The organism is Microbispora triticiradicis (assembly GCF_005864065.1).
GTDB lineage: Bacteria > Actinomycetota > Actinomycetes > Streptosporangiales > Streptosporangiaceae > Microbispora > Microbispora triticiradicis.
Window position 1 is genome coordinate 1,039,478 of record NZ_VANP01000001.1, and the last position, 20,797, is coordinate 1,060,274.

Annotated in this window: 21 protein-coding genes; 11 read left to right on the forward strand and 10 right to left on the reverse strand. The window is 71.9% G+C overall.

The annotated features are described in order from the left end of the window. Positions 1–57: 57 nt before the first annotated feature. Positions 58–897, forward strand: a complete 840-nt coding sequence (locus FED44_RS04890; RefSeq protein ID WP_111697639.1) for a CPBP family intramembrane glutamic endopeptidase — start codon at positions 58–60, stop codon at positions 895–897. Positions 898–1,442: 545 nt separating this feature from the next. On the opposite strand, the gene FED44_RS04895 is transcribed toward FED44_RS04890, so the two are convergent. The 3 genes from FED44_RS04895 to FED44_RS04905 are packed head-to-tail and all read right to left on the reverse strand — an operon-like array spanning position 1,443 to position 3,889. After that, positions 1,443–2,159: a maleylpyruvate isomerase family mycothiol-dependent enzyme gene (locus tag FED44_RS04895; RefSeq protein WP_138459851.1), complete on the reverse strand. Its 717-nt coding sequence runs from the start codon at positions 2,157–2,159 to the stop codon at positions 1,443–1,445. Between the two features lie 30 nt (positions 2,160–2,189). Next, positions 2,190–2,972 (reverse strand): ABC transporter permease, encoded by a 783-nt coding sequence (locus tag FED44_RS04900; RefSeq protein WP_138459852.1) that lies wholly within the window; start codon positions 2,970–2,972, stop codon positions 2,190–2,192. Continuing rightward, positions 2,969–3,889 (reverse strand): ABC transporter ATP-binding protein, encoded by a 921-nt coding sequence (locus tag FED44_RS04905; RefSeq protein WP_111697642.1) that lies wholly within the window; start codon positions 3,887–3,889, stop codon positions 2,969–2,971. Before FED44_RS04905 ends, FED44_RS04900 begins: the two co-directional genes overlap by 4 nt. Before the next feature lie 131 nt (positions 3,890–4,020). On the opposite strand from FED44_RS04905, the gene FED44_RS36245 reads away from it, so the two are divergent. From FED44_RS36245 to FED44_RS04930, 5 genes are all read left to right on the forward strand, one after another. After that, a complete protein-coding gene (locus FED44_RS36245) occupies positions 4,021–5,217 on the forward strand; it encodes a sensor histidine kinase (RefSeq protein WP_208758819.1) in 1,197 nt (398 codons plus the stop codon). Further along, positions 5,214–5,903, forward strand: a complete 690-nt coding sequence (locus tag FED44_RS04915; RefSeq protein WP_165900443.1) for a response regulator — start codon at positions 5,214–5,216, stop codon at positions 5,901–5,903. Before FED44_RS36245 ends, FED44_RS04915 begins: the two co-directional genes overlap by 4 nt. A 34-nt stretch (positions 5,904–5,937) precedes the next feature. Further along, positions 5,938–7,353, forward strand: a complete 1,416-nt coding sequence (locus tag FED44_RS04920) for a dihydrolipoyl dehydrogenase family protein (protein ID WP_138459853.1) — start codon at positions 5,938–5,940, stop codon at positions 7,351–7,353. Between the two features lie 301 nt (positions 7,354–7,654). After that, entirely contained in the window at positions 7,655–7,963 is a 309-nt protein-coding gene (locus FED44_RS04925) for a hypothetical protein (protein WP_111697644.1), read from the forward strand. Positions 7,964–8,210: 247 nt separating this feature from the next. Continuing rightward, the gene (locus tag FED44_RS04930) at positions 8,211–9,050 is read left to right on the forward strand and encodes a hypothetical protein (protein ID WP_138459854.1); all 840 of its coding nucleotides are present in this window, start codon (positions 8,211–8,213) and stop codon (positions 9,048–9,050) included. A gap of 50 nt (positions 9,051–9,100) precedes the next feature. On the opposite strand, the gene FED44_RS04935 is transcribed toward FED44_RS04930, so the two are convergent. From FED44_RS04935 to mads6, 3 genes are all read right to left on the reverse strand, one after another. Further along, positions 9,101–9,733: a nucleoside/nucleotide kinase family protein gene (locus FED44_RS04935; RefSeq protein WP_138459855.1), complete on the reverse strand. Its 633-nt coding sequence runs from the start codon at positions 9,731–9,733 to the stop codon at positions 9,101–9,103. Positions 9,734–9,794: 61 nt separating this feature from the next. Beyond that, the gene (locus tag FED44_RS04940; RefSeq protein ID WP_111697647.1) at positions 9,795–10,202 is read right to left on the reverse strand and encodes a pyridoxamine 5'-phosphate oxidase family protein; all 408 of its coding nucleotides are present in this window, start codon (positions 10,200–10,202) and stop codon (positions 9,795–9,797) included. A gap of 82 nt (positions 10,203–10,284) precedes the next feature. Beyond that, positions 10,285–11,691: a methylation-associated defense system protein kinase MAD6 gene (mads6, locus tag FED44_RS04945; protein ID WP_138459856.1), complete on the reverse strand. Its 1,407-nt coding sequence runs from the start codon at positions 11,689–11,691 to the stop codon at positions 10,285–10,287. A 219-nt stretch (positions 11,692–11,910) separates the two neighbouring features. Between mads6 and FED44_RS04950 the strand changes: the two genes are divergently transcribed. Both FED44_RS04950 and FED44_RS04955 read left to right on the forward strand, forming a co-directional pair. Next, positions 11,911–12,957 carry an NAD-dependent epimerase/dehydratase family protein gene (locus FED44_RS04950; protein WP_111697649.1) on the forward strand — a complete coding sequence of 349 codons (1,047 nt, stop codon included), beginning with the start codon at positions 11,911–11,913 and terminating at the stop codon, positions 12,955–12,957. A gap of 46 nt (positions 12,958–13,003) precedes the next feature. Further along, on the forward strand, positions 13,004–13,252 hold the full coding sequence (locus FED44_RS04955) for a hypothetical protein (protein WP_111697650.1): 249 nt from the start codon (positions 13,004–13,006) through the stop codon (positions 13,250–13,252). 739 nt (positions 13,253–13,991) lie between these two features. Here FED44_RS04955 and FED44_RS04960 read toward each other — a convergent pair. Further along, positions 13,992–14,435, reverse strand: a complete 444-nt coding sequence (locus tag FED44_RS04960; protein ID WP_165900445.1) for an ATP-binding protein — start codon at positions 14,433–14,435, stop codon at positions 13,992–13,994. A 110-nt stretch (positions 14,436–14,545) separates the two neighbouring features. Beyond that, on the reverse strand, positions 14,546–14,920 hold the full coding sequence (locus tag FED44_RS04965; protein WP_244301703.1) for an STAS domain-containing protein: 375 nt from the start codon (positions 14,918–14,920) through the stop codon (positions 14,546–14,548). 218 nt (positions 14,921–15,138) lie between these two features. Here FED44_RS04965 and FED44_RS04970 point away from each other — a divergent pair, with 218 nt between their 5' ends. Then, positions 15,139–16,320: a carboxylate-amine ligase gene (locus tag FED44_RS04970; protein WP_138459857.1), complete on the forward strand. Its 1,182-nt coding sequence runs from the start codon at positions 15,139–15,141 to the stop codon at positions 16,318–16,320. 10 nt (positions 16,321–16,330) lie between these two features. Here the strand turns inward: FED44_RS04970 and FED44_RS04975 are convergent, their stop codons facing one another. After that, a complete protein-coding gene (locus FED44_RS04975; RefSeq protein ID WP_138459858.1) occupies positions 16,331–17,779 on the reverse strand; it encodes an aminotransferase class I/II-fold pyridoxal phosphate-dependent enzyme in 1,449 nt (482 codons plus the stop codon). A 162-nt stretch (positions 17,780–17,941) separates the two neighbouring features. After that, positions 17,942–18,322 carry an STAS domain-containing protein gene (locus FED44_RS35660; RefSeq protein ID WP_167521393.1) on the reverse strand — a complete coding sequence of 127 codons (381 nt, stop codon included), beginning with the start codon at positions 18,320–18,322 and terminating at the stop codon, positions 17,942–17,944. A 547-nt stretch (positions 18,323–18,869) separates the two neighbouring features. Between FED44_RS35660 and FED44_RS04985 the strand changes: the two genes are divergently transcribed. Together FED44_RS04985 and FED44_RS04990 are read left to right on the forward strand one after the other, a co-directional pair. Beyond that, a complete protein-coding gene (locus FED44_RS04985; RefSeq protein ID WP_111697656.1) occupies positions 18,870–19,208 on the forward strand; it encodes a hypothetical protein in 339 nt (112 codons plus the stop codon). Between the two features lie 837 nt (positions 19,209–20,045). Further along, complete coding sequence (locus tag FED44_RS04990) at positions 20,046–20,756, forward strand: hypothetical protein (protein WP_244301704.1); 711 nt, start codon at positions 20,046–20,048, stop codon at positions 20,754–20,756. Positions 20,757–20,797 lie beyond the last annotated feature (41 nt).

Genomic DNA, 20,797 nt, shown 5'->3' on the forward strand with positions numbered 1-20,797 from the left:
GGCTGAACGGGTTGCGCGGGCGGACGACCGTGTCCCGGGGGCGGCTACCCTGCCAGCATGGAGGACGTTCCCGGACGGCCGGTCGCCGCCGTGCCCGATGAGCAGGGGCCCGCTGAACAGGTGCCCGCCGAGCAGGACGGCCTGCGTGGTCTCACCCCGCGGCTGATCGGCCCGGAGATCGTCGCGGTCTTCGCGGTGTCGCTCGGCGCCAGCGCGCTGCTGTCGCTCATCCGTCTGGTCGGCGCGCTGACCGCGCCGAAGGAACTGGGCGACCAGCACGCCGTGCTCGTCGGCTCGCTGGCCCCCGGCCGTCCGTGGCTGGACCTCACGCTGCACCTCGCGGGGATCGCGGTGAACGTGGCCCCGGTGGGGCTCGTCGCGTACCTGCTGGCGCGGTCGGGCGAGTCGATGCGGACGATCGGGGCCGACTGGCGGGAGCCGGGCCGCGACACGCTGCGCGGCGCCGCGCTGGCGGCCGTGATCGGCGGCACGGGGCTGGTGTTCTACCTGTTCGCCTTCAGGTCCGGGATCAACCTCAACGTCGTCCCGGACAGCCTGCCGGACGCCTGGTGGCGGGTTCCCGTCCTCATCGCCGAGGCCGCCCAGAACGGTGTGCTGGAGGAGGTGCTGGTCAGCGGGTATCTGCTGCACCGGCTGCGGCAGCGCGGCTGGTCGCCGTGGCGGTCGGTGGGCGCGTCGGCCGTCCTGCGCGGCTCCTATCACCTCTACCAGGGCTTCGGCGGCTTCGTCGGCAACATCGCGATGGGCGTGGTCTTCGGCCGGCTGTACCAGCGCTGGGGGCGCACGATGCCGCTGATCGTCGCGCACACGGTGATCGACGTGGTCGCCTTCGTCGGGTACGGCCTGCTGCGCGGCCGCGTCTCCTGGCTGCCCTGAGCTGCCTTTCGTCCGCTGTCCGATCGGGTGGCTAATCGGGCCGAATGCGTTCTGTATGGCGCGCCTGATTGCTTTGGGCCCGATCCCGGTGCATCGTTGACGCGCCGCCGCACGTCTGGATCCCCCCGGGCAAACCGGCCTGTCCTGGCCGCATCTTCTTTCGGGGACTTCGCATTGAGACGTTCAACGGCTGACATCACATATCCGACATCTAGTTCATGTCGCGCTACGCGCCGGCCGGGCGGCCTGACCCGGCCGCCCGGCCGCGTACGTCCCGTCCACCCACCGCGGCGGCGCCGGCTCCGCGCGCACGGCGCTCCCTGCGGCGGTCTGTCCGGCAGCGTGTCCGGCAGGGCGTCCGGGCCTGTGACGGGCAGCGCCGGGTCTCCCGCTGTCCGTCCCGCTGTCCGCCCTGCCGGCCGTCCGTGCCGGGCACTCAGGCGTACGGGACCGCGGCCGGCGCGGACGCCGGCGCGGCGGACCACGCGGGTCTTATTACCACCGGTGCCGAGGCCGCGGTCGGACCCGTTAGGCGAGCAGCGCTGTTACGCAAGGCAGCGCAGTGAGCTGCGGACGCGGGGGTCGAGCAGGTGGTCGGCGGGCAGGCGGCCGACCGTCGCCTCCACGAACTCCTCGGGGCCGAGATCGGCGGTGAGGCCGTCCACCTGCACCTCGATCCGGCCGCAGACGGGTACGACCTGCGCCTTCGACCCGCGCTCCGCCAGCGCGAACAGGCCGACGGGGACCCGCCAGCCGAGGCGGTCCCCGGCCTCGTCCGGCGTCACCGGCGCCCCCACGTCGTCGGCGTGCGTGGCGTACTCCGAGTCGTAGTGGAAGGTCTGCAGGCCCACCGGGTACGGCCCGGCCGACGTGTGCAGGGTGCCGTCGCGGCCTAGGGCCCGCATCCGCCGGCGCGTCTCCGCGTTCTTCGTCCGCCACTCGTCGAGCACCTGCTCCACCGGCAGCCCGCGGCGCCTGCGCACGCACCATTCGTTGAAACCGTCGAAGCCGCCGCGCACGCCCTCGTGTTCGAGCATCTCGAAGAACCCGTCGATGTCGTCGTCGAGGCACGCGTGGTTGTACAGCTCCTCACCCGCGAGGTGGGCCAGCACGTCGCGGGTCGTCCAGCCCTCACATCTGGACGGGCGGTTCCAGCCGTCGTCGTCGAGCGAGGAGAAGTAGCCGTCGAGCCGGGCGGCCTCGGTGTCGAAGATGTCGAAGGGGTCGAGCCCCGTCAGTTCGTCCCGTGCTGAGGTCGTCATGGGGAAGCCGTACCCGGCACTCGCCCGGCATCACGCGTCCCTGCGGGCCAGCAGGAGGGCGGCCACCCCGTACGGCACGGCCACCCAGGCGACCATGACCACGAGCGCGGCGCCGGGCGAGAGCAGCGAGCCGCCGACCGAGCCGGGATTGCCGGTGCCGGCCAGCTCACCCGCCAGGGCGCCGGGGAGCACGGAGCCGAGGCGGTCGCCCCACGGGGCCGGGAGGTTGAAGGCCACGAGGGGGACGACGTACCAGACGGCCACCAGGACGGCGATCGCGGCGACGGCGGACCGCGTGACAGCGGCCAGGCCCAGTCCGAGCAGCGCGAACATCACGATGGCCAGGCTCATCGCCAGGAAGAGCGGGAGCTGCCGGGCCAGCGGCTCAGTCGACTGCCCCCGGATGGCACGGTCACCGATGATCAGCCGCCCCAGCGCGTACGTCGCGAGGATGGCCGCGAACCCGGCGCAGAACGCCACGACCGAGAGGACGGCCGCCTTGGCGGCCAGCACCCGCCCGCGCGACGGCATCACGGTGAACGTGCTCCGGATCATGCCGGTGGCGTACTCCCCGGAGACGGCGAGCACGCCCAGCACGGCCAGGCACAGTGAGCCGAGCATGCCGGTCAGCTCCGGCAGCGACGACACGGCGAGGTGGTCCCGCTGATCGGGTGGCAGGCCGTCCCAGAGGCCCGCGGCGTACCACGCCAGCAGGGCCATGAGGCCGACGACGACCGCCACCACGCCGAGGACGACGGAGGTGGACCGGAGGGTGCGGAGCTTGAGCCACTCGGCGGCGAGCGCGTCGATCACCGGTCGGCCCTCCCACTCACGTGGTCCGTCACGGCTTCGGTGAGCCGCAGGTAGGTCTCCTCCAGCGAGGCGGCGCGCGGCGTGATCTCGTGCACCGGGATCGCGTGCCGCGCGGCGAGGTCGCCGATCTCCACCGGGCCGAGCCCGCGCACCGACAGGTCCGCCCCCTCCCCGTTCCCCGACCCGGCCGGAGCGACCGTCCCGCCCGCGGCGGACAGCGCGGCGGCGAGATCCGCGGCGCGCGGGCTGCGGACGAACACGTCCCGTACGCCCGTGAGGTCGCGCATGGCGGTGTCGGCGAGGAGCCGCCCGCGGCCGATGATCACGAGGTGGTCGGCGGTGAGCTCCATCTCGCTCATCAGGTGGCTCGACAGAAGCACCGTGCGCCCCTCGGCGGCGAGGCCGCGCATCAGTTCGCGGATCCAGCGCACACCGTCCGGGTCGAGGCCGTTGACCGGCTCGTCGAACAGCAGCACGCCGGGGTCGCCGAGCAGCGCGGCGGCGATCCCGAGGCGTTGCCGCATGCCGAGGGAGAATCCGGCGATCCGCTTGCGCGCGACCCCGGCGAGGCCCACCTGCTCGATGACGGACACGACCCGCTCCCGGCCGACGCGGTTGCTGCGGGCGATCCAGCTCAGGTGGCCGAGCGGTGTGCGACCCCCCTGGACCGCCCCGGCGTCCAGGAGCGCGCCCACCTCCCGCATGGGGTGGCGGATGCGGGAGTAGAGGCGGCCCCCGACAAGCGCCTCACCGCCCGCCGGGTGGTCGAGGCCGAGGATCACCCGCATGGTCGTCGACTTGCCGGCGCCGTTCGGCCCGAGGAACCCGGTGACCCGGCCTGGTTTCACGTGGAACGTCAGCCCGTCCACGGCGACCGTGCGGCCGAACCGTTTGGTCAGCTCTCTGACTTCGATCATGCCTCGACGGTCCCGCGCGGCGGCCCCTCCCGGCGTCGGGCCCGGGGGCGATCTTCTCGCCGTCCCTCAGACCAGGGGATGACAGACCGCGGCGGGAGGCGGCGGGGCCTCGCGCGGTCTACCGTGGCCGGGTGGACGATCCGGACGTGCGGCCGCTGTTCCCCCGGCCGCTGCGCCGCGGTGAGCTGGTCGTGCTGGACACGCTCGCCGGGCTGGGATACGCGTTCGCGCTGTCCCTCCAGGCGGGCGTCCCGGCCACGTGGAACGCACACGCCCTGATCGCCGCGATGACGCTGCCGGTCGCGGTCAGGCGGCTGTGGCCGGTGCCGGTCTTCGGCGTCGTGCTCGCCGCGTCCGTGGCCGCACTGGCGCTCGGCGTCGTCCACGAGCCGCTCGCCGCCGCGGCGTACGCGCTCTATCCGGTCGCGCTGACGACGCGGCGGCGCAGGTGGGAGCCGACGACGGCGATCGGGGTGCTGAGCCTGGGGGCGCTGCTGTTCGCCGCGGTCGGCGGGGTGTCGGCGGACCCGGCGCCCGGACGGGTCGTGACGAGCCTGGTGCTCGGCGCGCTGGCGCTGGGCGGCGCGTGGACGATCGGCCGGGCGGTGCGGGAGCGGCGGGCGTACGCCGCGCGCGGGGCCGAACTGGGGGCGGAGCGGGCGGCCGAGCGCGCGGTCGCCGAGGAACGGCTGCGCATCGCCCGCGAACTGCACGACGTGGTCTCCCACACGCTGAGCCTCATCGGGGTGAAGGCCGGGGTGGCGGCGCACGTGGCCGACCGGCATCCGGAGGAGGCGAGGGAGGCGCTGCGGGTCATCGAGGACACCAGCAGGCGTGCCCTCGCGGAGATGCGGCAGGCGCTCGGCGTGTTGCGGGACGACTTTCCCGGCCGGTCCCCGGTTCCCGGTCTCGCGGCGCTGCCGGAACTGGCGGAGCGGGCGGCCGCCGCGGGCGTGGAGGTCGACCTGGACGTGCGCGTGACGGGCGCCCTGCCGGAGACGCTGGAACTCGCCGTCCACCGGATCGCGCAGGAGGCCCTCACCAACGTCGTGCGGCACGCGGCTCCCGCCCGGTGCCGGGTCCTCGTGGAGCGGGACGCGGCCGAGGTGCGGGTCGAGGTGACCGACGACGGCCCGGGCCGCCGTACGCTGCCCCCGGGACCGCCCGGGCACGGGCTGATCGGCATGCGGGAGCGCGCCCTGCTGTTCGGCGGCGAGTTCACGGCCGGGCCGCGCCCGGAGGGCGGCTTCCGGGTGTTCGCCCGCCTGCCCGCTCCGTCCGCGGCGGAGCCCGCCGGAGACCCTGCCGCCGAGGTGGAGGACCTGTGACCGCACCCGAGCCGATCCGTGTGCTGCTCGCCGACGACCAGGACCTGCTGCGCGGCAGCCTGCGCCTGCTGGTCGACAGCACGCCCGGGCTGGTCGCGGTCGGCGAGGCCGGAACCGGGACGGAGGCCGTCGAACTGGCGCGGCGGGAGCGTCCCGACGTCGTCCTGATGGACGTGCGCATGCCCGGCCTGGACGGCATCGAGGCGACCCGGCGGATCTGCGCCGAGTCCTCCACGGTGAAGGTCCTGATCCTCACCACGTTCGACCTGGACGAGTACGTCTACGCGGGGCTGCGCGCGGGAGCCGGCGGCTTCCTGCTGAAGAACACTCCGCCCGCCGACCTGCTTGCGGCGATCCGCGTCATCGCGGCGGGGGAGGGACTGCTGGCGCCGAGCGTCACCCGGCGGCTGATCGCCGAGTTCGCCCGGACCACCCCGGCCGCCCCGTCCGGCCCGCGGTGGTCCGTGTCGCTGGACGGGCTCACCGGGCGGGAGCGCGAGGTGCTCACCCTCGTCGCGCGCGGCCTGTCCAACCAGGAGATCGCCGCCGCGCTGCACGTGAGCACGGCCACGGTGAAGACCCACATCGGCCACCTGATCGCCAAGCTCGGCGCGCGGGACCGGGCCCAGCTCGTCATAGCGGCCTACGAGGGCGGACTCGTCTCCGCGGCTCCCAGGCGCCCGTGACAGGGTGGACTCCGGTACGAGAGGAAGGGTGACCATGCCGGAAGTCTTCGATGTGATCGTGGTGGGTGCGGGACCCGCGGGGGAGGTCGTCGCCGGGCGGGTCGCGGCGGCCGGGCTGAGCACCGTCATCGTCGAACGTGAACTGGCCGGTGGGGAGTGTTCCTACTGGGCCTGCATGCCGAGCAAGGCGCTGCTGCGGCCGGTCGACCTCGCGGGCGAGGTGAGCCGGGTCCAGGGGCTGCGGCTCGACGGCCCGATCGACGCCGGTGCCGTGCTGGCCCACCGTGACACCGTGGTCTCGAACTACGACGACTCCGGGCAGGCCAGGTGGCTCGACTCCGCGAAGGTGACGCTCGTACGCGGGGCCGGGCGGCTCACCGGCGCCCGGAGCGTGGAGGTCGCGACGGCCGACGGCGGCACGCGCACGCTCACCGCGAACCACGCCGTCGTGCTGGCGACCGGCAGCGTCCCGGTCATCCCCCCGGTCGCCGGGCTGGCCGCCGCGCAGCCGTGGACGAACCGCGAGGTGACCGCCGCGCACGCCGTACCGGACCGGCTCGTGGTGATCGGCGGCGGAGTGGTCGCGTGCGAGATGGCGCAGGCCATGCGCGGGCTCGGGTCGCGGGAGGTCACGATGCTGGTCCGGGGCGGCGGGCTGCTCGACCGGGTGGAGCCCTTCGCCGGGGAGGCGGTGGCGCGGTCGCTGACCGAGCAGGGGGTCGACGTCCGCCTGCGTGAGAGCGCCGAGAAGGTCGAGCGGCCGGAGCCGGGCGGGGCGGTGACGGTTCGGCTGACGAGCGGAGACACGATCACGGCCGACGAGATCCTGGTCGCCACCGGACGCCGCCCCGCCATCGGCGATCTCGGCCTGGCGTCGGTGGGCCTGCCGGAGTCGCGCCCGGTGGGCGTGGACGACAGCATGCGGGCCACCGGCGTGGCCGACGGCTGGCTCTACGCCGTGGGGGACGTCAACGGCATGGCGCCGCTCACGCACATGGGCAAGTACCAGGCGCGGATCGCGTCGGACGTGATCGTCGCCCGGGCCCGGGGCGAGGCGGACGACCGGCCCTCGATGCGCGACCGCGCGGACGGGCTCGGCGCCCCCCAGGTGATCTTCACCGATCCCCAGGTGTGCGCGGTGGGCCGCACCGAGGCGCAGGCCCGTGCCGAGGGCTTCGACGTACGTGCCGTCGAGTACGAGATGGGCCAGGTGGCCGGGGGCTACCTGCTCGGCGACGGTTACGGGGGCAGGGCCAAGGCGGTGGTCGACGAGAGCCGCCGCGTGCTGCTCGGCGTGACCTTCGTGGCTCCCGGCGCGGCCGAGCTGCTGCACGCCGCGACGGTCGCGGTCGCCGCCGGGGTCACCCTGGACGACCTGTGGCACGCCGTGCCCTCCTACCCCACCGTGAGCGAGGTGTGGCTGCGCCTGCTGGAGGAGTACGGACTGTGAGACAGGCGGTGTGAGGGCCGGGGCGTGTCCCCGGCCTTTTTCATTTCATCCCGGCGGTGATTGATTTGGGTTCTATGTCGGATATCGAATAAGCGGCCCGATGCGACAGCGATGAATAATTCGGACTCCCTCATTCTGAGAGCGGCAAACACCTGGGAAAACATGGGGGCGGTCGTTTGTGTCGGCAGAACCGGGGAGATTTACCGGCTGGCAGGATGTTCCCACGGTGACACCGGGGAGGAACGTCCTCGCCGAGCTGCAATCTCGATTTCTCGAGCATCGCTGTTTGAAAGGTACGGAAATGCGTAAGCGCACGAATCTCGTCAAGGGGCTGATGGCCGGCGCGGTGCTGGCCGGAGGTGTGGTCGTGGCCGCGCCGGCGATGGCCGCGGTGGCCGCTCCGCAGGCTCAGCCGACGTGTACCACGATCACGGTCACCATCACCGACTGCCCGCCGACCGCGACGCCGACGCCGAAGGTGACGACCCTGGAGGAGCCGAGCCCGGACCCGACCTGTACGCCGACCTGCGTCGCCTGCCCGCCGATCCTCTGGAGGAGGCACCTTCTCGACGTGGCGCTCCTCGTCGACCTGGGTATCCGCATCGGCTGAGTGCGAATCAGCCGAGTGCGAATCGGCTGAATGGGAGACCGGGATCGGTGATTGCGCGGACGGCCCGTCGCGGCGCCGGTCCCGGTATCGGCCGCCGGAAGTCCGGCCGGCCACGTCGGCATTCGAGCTCCGCGTATCGGGACAAGCGGTAAGTGCGGGCGGTTGACCAGATCGCGCCGGTGTCACCTGACCAGCCAGGAAATGGCTCGGACATCGCTACTGCGAGGAAGAAGAGTTGAAGAACTGCATGGGCATGCGAGTGGCGGTCAGAGTGGGCGCCGTCGTCACCGGAGGGTTCGTGGCCCTCGGCGCGGTCGTCGCCGCGCCGGCGCAGGCCGTACCTGGAGACGGAGTGCCGATCACGGTGCGGCGACCCGCCGTCAGCGTCCACCCGGCCGCCCGCCACCCCCGGCACGGCAAGCGTCCGCACAAGCAGCGGCAGCCGGAGCGGCAGCGTCCCCACCAGCGGGAGCCCCAGCCTCAGCGTCCGCGGCCGAACCGCCCCTCGGCGGCCGTCCCGCCCAGCACGACGGGGCCGCAGGCTCCGGGAATGCCGTCCGGCAACCAGGGCCCCGGCGGTCCGGCGATCGGCAACGGCCCCGGGTGGGCCATGCCGCCCGTGCAGAACCTGCCGGAGGGCGAGGACGTGCCGATCTTCACGACGCCGGAGCGGCTTCCGGCGCCCGACGTCCCGGAGATCGTCGTGCCTCCGGTGAAGAACGTCGTACACGTTCCCCACGTCTCGCAAACCCCCAGCACGCCGGCGAAGCCGCCGGTCACGCCGTCCGCGAAGCCACCGGTCACACCGCCGGTCACGCCGCCCGTGAAGGTGTCCAGCCCGCCGTCCGCGAAGCCGCCGGTCACGCCGCCCGTGAAGGTGCCCTGCCCGCCGCCCGCGAAGCCGACCGACCCGCCGCCCGTGACGCGGTCCGGCCCGGCGCCCGGCCGACCGTGCACCTGCACACCTTGCGTGACGTGCTGCACCACCTGCACCTACGATGACGACCCGCTCCTGCGGCTCGGGCTCGCCGTGGACGCGGGGCTGCAGGTGGGACTTCCCCTGCTGAGCCTGGGCGGCCTGTTGTAAGAGGCAGGCGTCCATCTCAGGCAAGACCTCACCCGGTCGCGGCCTCCGGTTCAGCCCGGCCGGGTGACCACGGCGGGCCGGCGCGGGTCCTCGACGCGGACGACCACGTCGGCGGCCCGCGCCGGGCCCGTCTCGCGTTCGTACCGTTCGTAGGCGGGCAGCGTCCAGTGCTCCTCGGGCGGCGTGCGGCGCGCCAGCGCGGCCGGCGACAGGGACAGGTGGATCGTCAGGTCGAACGGCAGGCCGCGGCCGAGCAGCAGCGCGCCGTCCACCAGCGCCACCCCGCCCGGCGGCAGCGTGACGTAGCCGGCCCGGGTGGCCCGGTCCCGCACGCTGTCCCACAGCGAGGGCAGCACCCGGCCGCCACCGCCCGGCTCCAGCGGCCCCAGCACCTCGCGGACGAGGCCGGCCGCGTCCAGCCACTCGTCGTGGAACACGTCGGGGTCGGTCCGGCCGAACTCCAGCCGCAGCGACGCGGGGCGCAGGAAGCCCGACGCGGGCGCCCGCAGGACCTCCCTGCCGCGCAGGCGCAGCGGGCCGGCCAGGGCGTCGGCCAGCCGTCCCGGCCCGGCGGCGGGAGCGCCGTCCACCGCGACGCGCACCCACGCGTCGCGCGGCCGGGCGGCGATCAGATCGGCCAGTTCCTCCACGAGCAGGGACGGGGACACGGGACGGGCGAGCACCCGTCCATCATCCGCCACCCCCGGCGGCCCGCGGACACCGGCGTCCTGCGCGGTGCGGTGCTCAGCGGTTGAGCCTGCGGCCGGAGATCTGCTCGGGGGCCATCACGATGAAGTGGTCGCGGGTCCCGGGCACCCAGGGCGACAGCGGCAGCGCCGACAGGCGGTCGATCTCCTCGGGTTCCGACACCGCGCGGGCGTGCCCCACCGCGGTCACCGACCAGCCCGTACGGAACGTCGCGTCGAACTCGTCGGCCTCGAAGGCGACGACGGCGTTCCGCGCCGCCGCGGCGAGCTTGGAACCCGCGGCGGTGCGGATGACGATGTTCCCGTCGAGCAGGCAGAAGTTGACCGGCTGGACGGCGGGGAGGGCCCGGTCGGTGAAGACGATCCTGCCGATGGGGGTGGAGGCCAGCAGGTTCAGACATTCCCCTCCCGGGAGAATCTCAAGGCCGGCCGAGTCGAGCTTCATGTCTGCAAGCCTGCGTGATCGGCCCGCCGGCGGGTTAGGGACGAAGGTCCCGTCATCGCCGTCGATCGGCCTCCCGACGCGGTCACCCCCGGGGGTGGAGGCGGCGGAGGGCGTCGCGGATCCTGCCGCCGAGCGGCATTCGCCGCCGGGGCTGGGCCTCCCGGGCGTCACGCAGTTCGGCGAGGGCCGTGACCGCGTCCGGACGCTTGGCGGGGGTGAGGTCGCGCATCCGCCGTACGAGGTCCATGACCTCCGGGGCGACCCCCGCGGCGGCCGGCTCGGCGTCCATGCCGGGCATGGGGAGTTCGCCCGTCAGCAGCTGGGAGGCGATGACCCCGGCCGAGTAGACGTCCGAGGCGGGGGTCATCCGGTCGGGCCGTGCCCGGCACTCGGGGGCGACGTAGTGGACGTCGAGGATGTTGGGGAGCTCGTTGGCGACGGTGTGCTTGCGCGGGCCGGGCTTGGCGTAGTCGAAGCCGGTCAGCATGGCGTTGCCGTCGTCCGCCACGAGCACGCAGGCGGGGGTGAGCGCCCGGTGGATGACCTTGTTGGCGTGGACGTGGGCGAGGCCGTCCAGCATGTCCTCCAGCACGGCGAGCTTGGCGCCGATGTCCAGCCCGCGCCCGGTCAGATGCAGGTGCAGGGCCTGCCCGTGGACGTCGTCGAGCACGAGCACGAACCGGCTCTCGTCGTCGATGGCGAAGAAGTCCCGCGAGCGTACGACACAGGGATGCGGCGGGATCTTGGCGAGCGCCTGGTAGGCGTTGGCGATGCGGCGCTGTTCGGCGACCCGCCGCTGCTGCTCGGCCATCGGATCGGCGCGGTAGACGCGCAGCAGCACGGTCCCGCTGGTCGGCGCGGTCGCGTTGACGGCGCGATACTCGGTGACGCGGCTGTCGCCGCCGAGTTGCTCCTCCACCTCCCAGTTGCCGAACCGCGGCGGGGCGGTGGGCCGGCGCACGGTCCCGTTCAGCGCCTCGATGATCGCGGTCCGGTACGGCGCGGCGTCCCGGCTGCACCCGTGCCTGACCCGGGACACGTCGCTGAGCATGGGGACGAGCCCGGCGATCGTCGTGACGTGCCGGGCGTCGCGCCCGCTGGGATCGACGAGGACGGCTCCCGGGGCGGTCAGCACCACGACGTTGTCGACGTACAGCCGTTCGAGCTCGCGGTGCTTGTCGATCAGCAGGCCCTTCAGCGCCCGCGCGGTGCCGCGCAGCTTGGCCACTGGCGAGCCGAACGCCTCGCGGTGCTGGGGGAACCACCGGTTGCCCGACACCTCGAACCGGCCCCGGGCGCCCTTCACGTCGATCACGACGAGCGAGTGGCCGGTCAGCACGACCACGTCCACCTCGAACAGGTCCGCGCCGCGCGGCACCTCGATGTTGTGCAGCAGCAGCCAGTCGTCAGGCGCGTTGTCCCGCAGGTGGGCGATGACCCGTCGCTCGGCGTCATTGACGGGGCGTCCGCCACCGACGATCTGAGCCATCTCTGCTGTTCCGCCTCTCTGACCACTATGAGAACTTAATCCTCCTAGGTAGCGGTATTCCCGCGCCACCACTGATTCCCCCGCATTGTCCCAGGGGAAATCTGGAGCTCCCGCATCCTCTCGGTCGCCCTGGTGCATGATCGCGCCTCGGTCGGGGATGGGGCTATCGCGACCTTTGTGGCGGTTTGTCGCGAAGGGTGTCAGGAAACGGAGAGCCTCATGCGAGTTGTCGTGGTTGGCGCGAGCGGGAACGTCGGGACCAGCGTGCTCACCGCCCTGGAGTCCGAGCCGAGCGTGACCTCGATCGTCGGAGTGGCCCGGCGGATGCCGGACTGGTGCCCGGCGAAGACCGAGTGGCGGACGGCCGACGTCTTCCGGGACGACCTCGGCCCGATCATGACCGGGGCCGACGCCGTGGTGCACCTCGCCTGGCTGTTCCAGCCCACCCACGATCCCGTCACCACCTGGAACGCCAATGTGATCGGCAGCATGCGCGTCTTCGCCGCGGCCGCCCGGGCCGGGGTGTCGGTCCTCGTCCACTCGTCGTCCGTGGGGGCGTACTCGCCGGGGCCGAAGGACCCGCCCGTCGACGAGTCCTGGCCGACCCACGGCTGGCCGAACGCCGCCTACGCCAGGGAGAAGGCGTACGTCGAGCGGGTGCTCGACGTTTTCGAGCGCGACCACCCGGACATCCGGGTCGTGCGGATGCGCCCCGGCTTCATCTTCAAGGAGGAGGCCGCGACTGAGCAGCGGCGGCTGTTCGCCGGTCCGTTCCTGCCGCAGCGGCTGGTGCGGCCGGGGACGATCCCGTTCGTGCCGGACATGCCCCGCCTGCGGTTCCAGGCGCTGCACTCGCTGGACGCCGGTGAGGCCTTCCGCCTGGCGCTCACCCGCGACGTGCGGGGCGCGTTCAACCTCGCCGCCGACCCGGTCGTCGACCCCGCCGTGCTCGCGGACCTCCTCGGCGCGCGGCGGGTGCCGGTCCCGGCCACGCTGGTGCGTACGGCAGTCGCGGCGGGCTGGCACCTGCGGCTGATCCCGGCCTCGCCGGGCCTGGTGGAGATGGCCCTGCAGATCCCGATCATGGACATCACCCGGGCCCGTGAGGAGCTGGGCTGGCGGCCCCGCCACACCGCCGTGGACGCCCTGCGCGCCGTACTGGAGGGCATGCGGCGCGGGGCGGGCATGGGCACCCCGCCGCTCGCCCCGGACTCGGGCCGGGGACGGATCAAGGAAGTGACGACGGGTGTGGGCATCCGGCCCTGAACCCGCCCTGAACCGTTCTGCCGATCCCGGCACGGGAGGAGTCGCGATGGCGCTGCTCGACCCCGACTGCGTACGACGGCTGCTGGAGTCGGCCGACCCGGACGTCGCGCTGGTCTTCGTCCGGGGCGAGTGCATGGTGCTGCCGCTCGACCAGATCGACGAGCGGCACCGGGCCCTGGTGATCACTCGGCGCGCGGACCTGCCCGAGGCCACCGGTGACCAGCCCGTCACCGAGGAGCGGGTCGAGACGCTGACCCGGTGCCTGGAGAACGTCGTCCGCGACCTCGGCGGCTGATTGGGGTGGCGGCAGGATCGGTGGCGGCCCGCCGAGCGCCCGGGTGTGCGTGACCACTCCGTCACATTCGGTAACATCGTCTGTGGAAGCCTCCTTGTGCTCTCCGAGGAGCCTCCGCGGTCGCTGTGTGCTGTCCCGGATACGCCCGCCGGCCGCCGCCCTCGGAGACAAATGACGGCGTGTCGCGAGCTGGTCCAAATTTCCGGAAAGGGCCGCGGACAAATCAGACAGCGAAGCACGCTTTCCTGGACGTATCAGGGCGAAAATACCTCGCAAGTTGTGACACGATCGTCACTCTCCGCATGGAACCCCGAATGCCGTCCGTGTGCGTTGCGTGCACGCTGGGTCACCTGTGACCATCTGGGAAAGGTCCGGGGAATCGCCGCCCGGACAGCGCATATGGGGGAGGGTGCCCCGATGAGTGCCATCAGACCCCGCGGAAGCGGGGAACGCCGTCAGGAAGTCCGGTTCCACGACCCGGAGATCGGCTCGTGGGTTGGCGAGGTGGCCAGAGCGGTCCGGGACGTCGTCGACAGCACGCCCCGGACCATTCGCCTCTGCGTCCTGATCGCGGTTGCCGCCGCGTCATGGACGTTTCTCAGGTAGCCGTGCGGCAGCCCTGGAGGAGGTGGTGGCGGGACCCAGGTTATGGCGCTCGGTCCGTCGTGTCGGCCCGATTTACGGGATCGAGAGGATAACCAGGGTCAACGCGGGACCGGCCGAAGGCCCGGCCGCCGGTTCAGATCGGGTGGATGCTCCCTCGTACGGGAGCGATGCCCGCTCCGGCGGCCGGGCCGCCGGTGTCGAGGTTCATGGACAGCCGGATCGTCGACCGGCCGGGCACCTGCTCGATCGTCACCGAGTCGCACAACTCGCCCATGAGCCAGAGGCCGAAGCCCCGGACACTCCGGCCGGAGGGCCGCTGTCCAGGCACGGCGCCGGGGCGCAGCGTGCCCAGCTCGTCGGCCACCTCGACGGCGAGCACGGCGCCGTCGGAGGACATCACCAGCGTGCCCACTCCGCCGCCGTGTTCGAGCACGTTGATCGCGGCCTCGTTGGCGGCGATGACGAGATCGTCCAGCCGGGCGCCGGTGAGTCCCGCCGCAAGGGCGAACCGCTGGATGTCGTCACGTAACGTCGCGAGGTCATCCGTTATCGGCCACTGCTGGTGGTGGTCCACCACCTGTCCTCCTCGCCGCCGCCCTGCCACGCCCTCACCGGGTTCTGCCGTTCATCTCACCTCGGCGTCACCGAGGCTACCTTCTTGTGACCCTTCCGATGCCGCTACCTGCCCTACTCGGGCCCCGGCCGGGCGTTCAGCGAGCCGACGGCCTCCGTGAGGTCCGGCTCGACGGTGAACGCGTGGATGAGCCCGGTGGTCCGGAATATCCGCGCCAGCCGGGGGTTCATCCCCGCCAGGGTCACCCCGCCGTCCCGCTCCTGCAGCAGCTTGCGTACGGACAGCAGGATCCGGATCCCGGTGGAGTCGCAGAAGCTCAGCGCGCTCAGGTCGAGCAGCAACTCGCGGTGGCCCTCGCCGACGGCCGCCGTGAGCTCCTCACGCAGCCGGTCGGCGTTGGTGTAGTCCAGCGCGCCGTGGAGTGCCATGACCAGGACGTGGTCGGGGACGTGCGCGGGCACGGGGGTCACTACGACGGCGGCGGTCACTGGCACACCTCGGCGGGACACGGGCGATCGGACACGGACATTGAACGGACACGGGCACGGCCGGGCAGGCCCCGGTCAGGCGGTCAGTCTAGTGGTGCGGCACGCCCGGGCAGGGCCGTACGGACCCGCGTCAAGAAATGCCATTTGTGGTTTTTCGCGGCATCGTCCGGGGGAATGGGGGACTGATTCACTGGACCCTCCTCCGAGAAAGACCACCGATGCCAGACGTGACAAGGGAGGGCCGGTTCGACACCGTCCACGGCTCTTCCCTCGTCACCCGGGCACCCGTGGACCCGGCGGCGCTCACGCTCGGCGTCGAGGAGGAGTTCCTTCTTCTGGACCCCGGCACCGGTCGGGTCGTCCCGGCGGCCGAGGACGTGTACGCACGGCTGGCCGGGCCGGCGGCGGACCGGCTGGTGTTCGAACTGACGCGGTTCCAACTGGAGAGCAACAGCGCCGTGCACACCGATCTGCGTGCGCTGCACGGCGACCTGGTGGAGTCGCGCCGGGCCGCCGCCCGCGCCGCCGCGGACGCGGGCCTGGGGCTGGCCGCGTGCGGCACGGCCCTGGACGGCAACCTCGGGGTGCCGCCCCTGTCGTCGTGCCCCCGCTACCACGCCATGCTCCGCGAGTTCGGGGCCGTGATGGACGGGCAGGGCGTCTGCGGCTGCCACGTCCACGTCGGACTCGGGGACCGTGAGGAGGCGCTGCGGGTCAGCAACCACCTGCGGCCCTGGCTCCCCGTCCTGCAGGCCCTGACGGCCAACTCGCCGATCGCGGACGGCAGGGACACCGGCCACGCGAGCTGGCGGGCGATGGTCATGGGCCGGTGGCCGAGCGCGGAGCCGCCGCCGTACTTCCGCTCGAGCCGGCACTACGAGAACCTCGTCGCCGGGATGCTGACCGGCGGCACGATCCTCGACCGGGGGATGATCTACTGGCTGGCCCGCCTCTCCGACCACGTGCCGACGCTGGAGATCCGCGCGGCGGACGTGTGCCCGACCGCCGCCGAGACCGCGATGCTGGCCGGGCTCGTGCGGGGCCTGGCCGCCACCGCGCTCCGGGACGTACGGGCCGGCGTGCCCGCCCCCGAGGTGGAGGACACGCTTCTGCGCGCGGCCTACTGGCGCGCGGCGCACGACGGAGTGGAGGGCGAGGCGTACGACCTGCTCGCCGGCGCCCGCGTGCCCGGCTGGCACCTGGTCGACCGCATGCTGGAGCACGTACGGCCGATGCTGGAGGAGAACGGCGACTGGGCCGCGCTGACCCTCCAGCTCGACCACATGCGGCGGTACGGATCGGGCGCCGCGCGGCAGCGGGCCGCCTACGCCCGAGGCGGCCGTCCGCGCGAGGTCGCCGAGATGCTCCTGGCGGAGACCGTCAGCTCCCGTTGGGCGTGAGACCGGGTCGTCACTCCGAGACCACCCGGAGCGTCTTCAGCGTGGGGTCGCTCGCGTCCGGGATGTCCATGCCGCCGTCGAGGCCGGTGGTCAGGTAGCTCAGCACCGGCTCGGTGATGATCTCGCCGGGGCACAGGGCGGGCGCGCCCGGCGGGTACGGTGTGACCAGTTCGGCCGCGATCCGCCCCACCGCCTGACCGGTGGGCACGATCTCGACCCGCCCGAAGAACGCGTCCCTGGGCAGCATGGCGACCTCCAGTTCCAGCTCACCCGGCTCGGGCACGTCGATCCTGGCGGCGGGCGGCAGGTCACGGGCCGACGACAGGGCGCGCAGCGCGTCGAGCAGCACGCCGGCCGTCTCCTCGCCGTCGGCGACGGTGATCTCGGCGCTCACCCTGCGGTGGTCGCTCAGCGACATGTTGACGTGGCAGTGCTCGCGCAGCCAGTCAGAGGCGTGGTAGCCGTCGACGCCGAGGCCCGACACGTCGATCACGAGCTTCAGCGGGTCGAGGTCGAACGCGCCGGTGTTCTCCTTGTCCAGTACCCAGAGCCCGTGCATCTTGCCGATCTCGGCGCGGACCGACGCCGCGAGCTCCAGCGCGTGGTCGAGCAGGTCCTTGCCGTTCTCCACCATCTGCCGACGCCAGCCGTCGAGCGCGGCGTAGATCAGGGTGGAGGGGCTGGTCGTGCCGAGCAGGTCCTCGCGGGCCTTGAGGACGGCGGGGTCCACGCGGTTGCCCTGCAGATGGAACACCGAGCTCTGCTCCAGCCCGTTGCCCATCTTGTGGACGCTCGTCACGCACAGGTCCGCCCCGATGTTCATCCCCCACTCGGGCAGGTCGTCGTGGAACGGCAGGTGGGCGCCCCAGGCCTCGTCCACGATGAACGTGCGGTCGTACCTGCGGCACACCTCGTTGATGCCGGCCAGGTCGGCGCACGTGCCGTAGTCGACCGGGCTGGCGACGAGCACGCCCTTGGCGTCGGGGGCGGCCCGGAACGCCTCCTCCACCGCCTGGGGAGTGGGCGGGTACGACATGTGGAGGTCGCCGTCCCAGTCTCCGTGGACCCATACCGGTTCGACGCCGCTCAGGATCAGCGCCGAGATGACCGACTTGTGGGCGTTGCGCGCGACCAGCAGGCGCTCGCCCGGACCGGCCACGGAGAGCATGGCGCTCTTGATCGACAGGGAGCTTCCGCAGGTGGAGAAGAACGCCTGCTCCGCGTTGACCGCCTCCGCCATGAGTTGCTGGGCCTCTTCGAGCACCCTGTTGGTCTGCAGCCGGTCGTCCAGGCCGTTCATGACCATCACGTCGTCGCGGAAGACGTCGGCACCCATGATCTCCAGGACCCGCGGATCCACCCCCCGGCCCTGCTTGTGGCCCGGAGGAGTGAAGCTCAGGTCTCCTCGCTTCCGGTAGGCGGCCAACGCCTCCAGCACGGGCACACGGGACTGATCCATGGTGCTCCCCCTGAACGGTCCGGTCTTTCCTCGTCCGCGCGTACCCCGGCCCGACCGGTGCAAACGACCGCCGGTGCGCTGCGGCAGGAGGGGTTCTGTACGAGAGCCCCCGCCCTCGGCGTGAGGGCGGGGGCCGGATGATCAGAGGTCAGACTCCGGTGATCAGACCATGGACACGTCGTGCGAGTCCGTCACCACCATGGCGGCGACGGCCTCGACGGGCGTGCCGTCGATCGAGAACGTGTCGCGCAGCCTGGTCGCCTCAAGGACGATCTTCAAGATGCCGTGAACTCCGGTGAGCCGCAGGCAACCGGCGGCCTTCTCGATGTCGTCCCGGGCGTCCAGCAGCGCTTCCAGGCCGCAGGAGTCGCAGAACCGCAGGTTCGACGCGTCCACCACGATCTTCGCGCGACCCTGGTGGACGAGCTTCCTGATCGCGTTCCGGAGGCTGTCTCCGGTGGCGATGTCGAGTTCACCCCGCAGCACGACCACGAGGGCCGGCTGGTGATCGCTCACACTGATCTCAAGCTGCTGCGTTGTCATATACGCGCCTTCATCCATATTTTTCGGGCGTACTGTCTTGAACGACGCTACCCGGAGGAGTGTCAGGTCCCAGTAATGTCCGGCAGTCGATGGCATGGGAGTCCGTCCGGCAACCCCAGTTGTGCGCCATATAGGGGCAAATAAGTAAAGAACAGGGGACTTATCCTGGTTGCTCCGGGGGGTCTCCCGCGCTACGGGGATCATGCAAAACCCCTGTTCCGTAAGGGTTTCCGTGACGTGAGCCGGTCGTCCGAGCCAGTGGCGCGGCACAGCTTGGGGTCGGCGGGCCGATGCCTCGCCGCCGCCCGCTCTACCGGGGACTTGAGTCATTCAAACATACCAGCTAGCCAGATAAGCGGGCCATCCCTAATATCCCCCTTAACCAGTATTACTTTCTGGGCGTGCTCTTGGCGTGGGCATTACTGACCGTCGGGAGCCGGGCTCCCGGCGCCACGTCTCACACGCCGTGCTCACATGGCCGTGCTTGGCCCGCCCGTAACGGGGTAGAGGGGCGCTCCCCGGAGACACGGCGAGCGGGAGGATCGGTATGACGAGCGAGAGCACCGCGGGCAGGAGCGCGGCGCGGGCCCTGGCGGCGAAGACGCCCGGCTGGATGGTCTGGTACGGCGAGCGCACCGGCAGCTTCTGGGCCGTCCCCCGGGCGGCGACGCGGATCGTGGCCCGTCTGCTGGAGGCGCCCACGCCGGGCGACCTCGAAGAGGAGATCATGAAGGCCGAGGGTCGGCCGTCGCGTCAGGCGGCGCCCGAGCAGCCGGGACGTGACCAGGCAGCGGGCGAGCAGGACGGCCGAGGCGGCGGGGACGCGCCGCGCCATCGGAGGGCCACCGCCGACCCCCAAGCCCCCCGAATCCCCGTCAACCACTGACCAAAGGCCTTCACCCGGGATCCGAACCCCTGCCGCACGCTCTCGTAGCGGCCGGAGGAGTGCGGGTTTCCCGGATTATGTCCGCTTGCCGACTTTTGTCGCGTGATGAGCTGCGGGTCATCTGCGTGTGATCAAGAGCGCGGTTGCCGGTGAAACGACCAGGAAAATGCCGCCTCTTGAGCGCGAGGAATTCTCGTGTCAGCGCCGGGACCGAAGCCGTACGGTGTGGCGCGCCGCATCCTGGCCGGACAGCGGCGCGGCCGGTCCCGCAGGGCAGGGCTGATGGAATGGCTCAAGGAGGAGCTTTCCGCTCCGCGCCATTCACGCGCGACCATCCACGCCCGGCGCCCATCCCGGCGAGTGGTAAGTGTCGATCGTCCGGGTGCGGCCCGGGTGGGTGCCCGAGAAAGGTTGACCGGGGGCACCCGGGTTGAGGACGGCGCCGGGCGGGACAGGACAGGACAGAGCACGGCGCCGTCGGCGCGTGCCGCGGCATTGCGTCCGGGTGGACGGCCGCTCCTCGGGATAAGGACCGGTCCAAAATTGACATGCGTCCGCAAACACGGTTGACAATGTCCGTAACGCGAGGGAATGGCGAACGGTGGCGCAACATTCAACTACTCGCGGGTACGAATTCGTCACCCCGACCCCGTCTGACCTGGGAAGACGCCCGAAAATATCCGGCTCTGTCGCCCAATACTCACTATTGCGGACGCATTTCCGGATGAGAATGACATAATGCGTGGGAGCGCTCCCGCGCTCGCGGCTGCATTCTTCGCAGCGCCCATACGGCACGCCTGCCCCAGTGGCACGTTGGAAGGAAGGTGCCGCGTCCTCATGACGGCATTCGGCGAAAGTCCTCCGTCCCGGCCCCGTCTCGACGGAAATTTTCCGGCGGACGTCGTCCGTGCCGGTTCCCGCCCGTGGGCGCCCCACGTGTGGTGGATGGCCCTGGTCGTCGGCGCCGCCGGCACCGGTTTCGTGTGGCTGGCCACGCCGCACACCAGGGAGATCCAGTCGCCCTGGCAGATGGTGGCCAAGCTCCTCGCGTTCGCCTGCCTGTGCGTGGCGATCGCGGTCTTCCCCTGGGTGTCGCCCCGGCTGAACTGGCTGCTCTACGTCCCGTTCGTTCTCTTCACGGGCTACCTGATCCCGAGGATCAGCTGGTTCTACTACGGCGACGGCGCGCGGGCCCAGGGCGACAGCTTCTACACGCATCTCTATCTGCTGCTCTATCCGGGCATCGTGCTCACGGTCGCCGCCGCGTACCGGATCGGCGGGGGCACGCCGGGCCGCTGCCTGAAGATCATGGCGACCGGCGTCCTCATCGTCTTCTCCGGCTTCCTCGACATCATGTGGTTCGTCGCCAACCCCGTCGAGATCCCCGAGACCATCGACGCGCCGCACATCAACCTGTTCACCGGGGGACCGATCTCGTTCGGCGCGACGATCGTGTTCGCCCTCGTGCACGTCCCGATCATCGTCGGGATCAATCTGCTTCCCCTGGACCGCTGGATCGGCCGTCTGCTCGGCGCGGACGACCGCTGATCCTCTCCCTCGTTTCCCCGCAACCCGATACCTCCCGAGGA

Coding starts and splice junctions, on each gene's coding strand:
- FED44_RS04990 (WP_244301704.1), top strand. CDS start 20,046: ATGACGGCATTCGGCGAAAGTCCTCCGTCCCGGCCCCGTCTCGACGGA.
- FED44_RS04955 (WP_111697650.1), top strand. CDS start 13,004: ATGGCGCTGCTCGACCCCGACTGCGTACGACGGCTGCTGGAGTCGGCC.
- FED44_RS04905 (WP_111697642.1), bottom strand. CDS start 3,889: ATGATCGAAGTCAGAGAGCTGACCAAACGGTTCGGCCGCACGGTCGCC.
- mads6 (WP_138459856.1), bottom strand. CDS start 11,691: ATGGCTCAGATCGTCGGTGGCGGACGCCCCGTCAATGACGCCGAGCGA.
- FED44_RS04925 (WP_111697644.1), top strand. CDS start 7,655: ATGCGTAAGCGCACGAATCTCGTCAAGGGGCTGATGGCCGGCGCGGTG.
- FED44_RS04950 (WP_111697649.1), top strand. CDS start 11,911: ATGCGAGTTGTCGTGGTTGGCGCGAGCGGGAACGTCGGGACCAGCGTG.
- FED44_RS04985 (WP_111697656.1), top strand. CDS start 18,870: ATGACGAGCGAGAGCACCGCGGGCAGGAGCGCGGCGCGGGCCCTGGCG.
- FED44_RS04920 (WP_138459853.1), top strand. CDS start 5,938: ATGCCGGAAGTCTTCGATGTGATCGTGGTGGGTGCGGGACCCGCGGGG.
- FED44_RS04895 (WP_138459851.1), bottom strand. CDS start 2,159: ATGACGACCTCAGCACGGGACGAACTGACGGGGCTCGACCCCTTCGAC.
- FED44_RS04930 (WP_138459854.1), top strand. CDS start 8,211: ATGGGCATGCGAGTGGCGGTCAGAGTGGGCGCCGTCGTCACCGGAGGG.
- FED44_RS04970 (WP_138459857.1), top strand. CDS start 15,139: ATGCCAGACGTGACAAGGGAGGGCCGGTTCGACACCGTCCACGGCTCT.
- FED44_RS04940 (WP_111697647.1), bottom strand. CDS start 10,202: ATGAAGCTCGACTCGGCCGGCCTTGAGATTCTCCCGGGAGGGGAATGT.
- FED44_RS04890 (WP_111697639.1), top strand. CDS start 58: ATGGAGGACGTTCCCGGACGGCCGGTCGCCGCCGTGCCCGATGAGCAG.
- FED44_RS04975 (WP_138459858.1), bottom strand. CDS start 17,779: ATGGATCAGTCCCGTGTGCCCGTGCTGGAGGCGTTGGCCGCCTACCGG.
- FED44_RS35660 (WP_167521393.1), bottom strand. CDS start 18,322: ATGACAACGCAGCAGCTTGAGATCAGTGTGAGCGATCACCAGCCGGCC.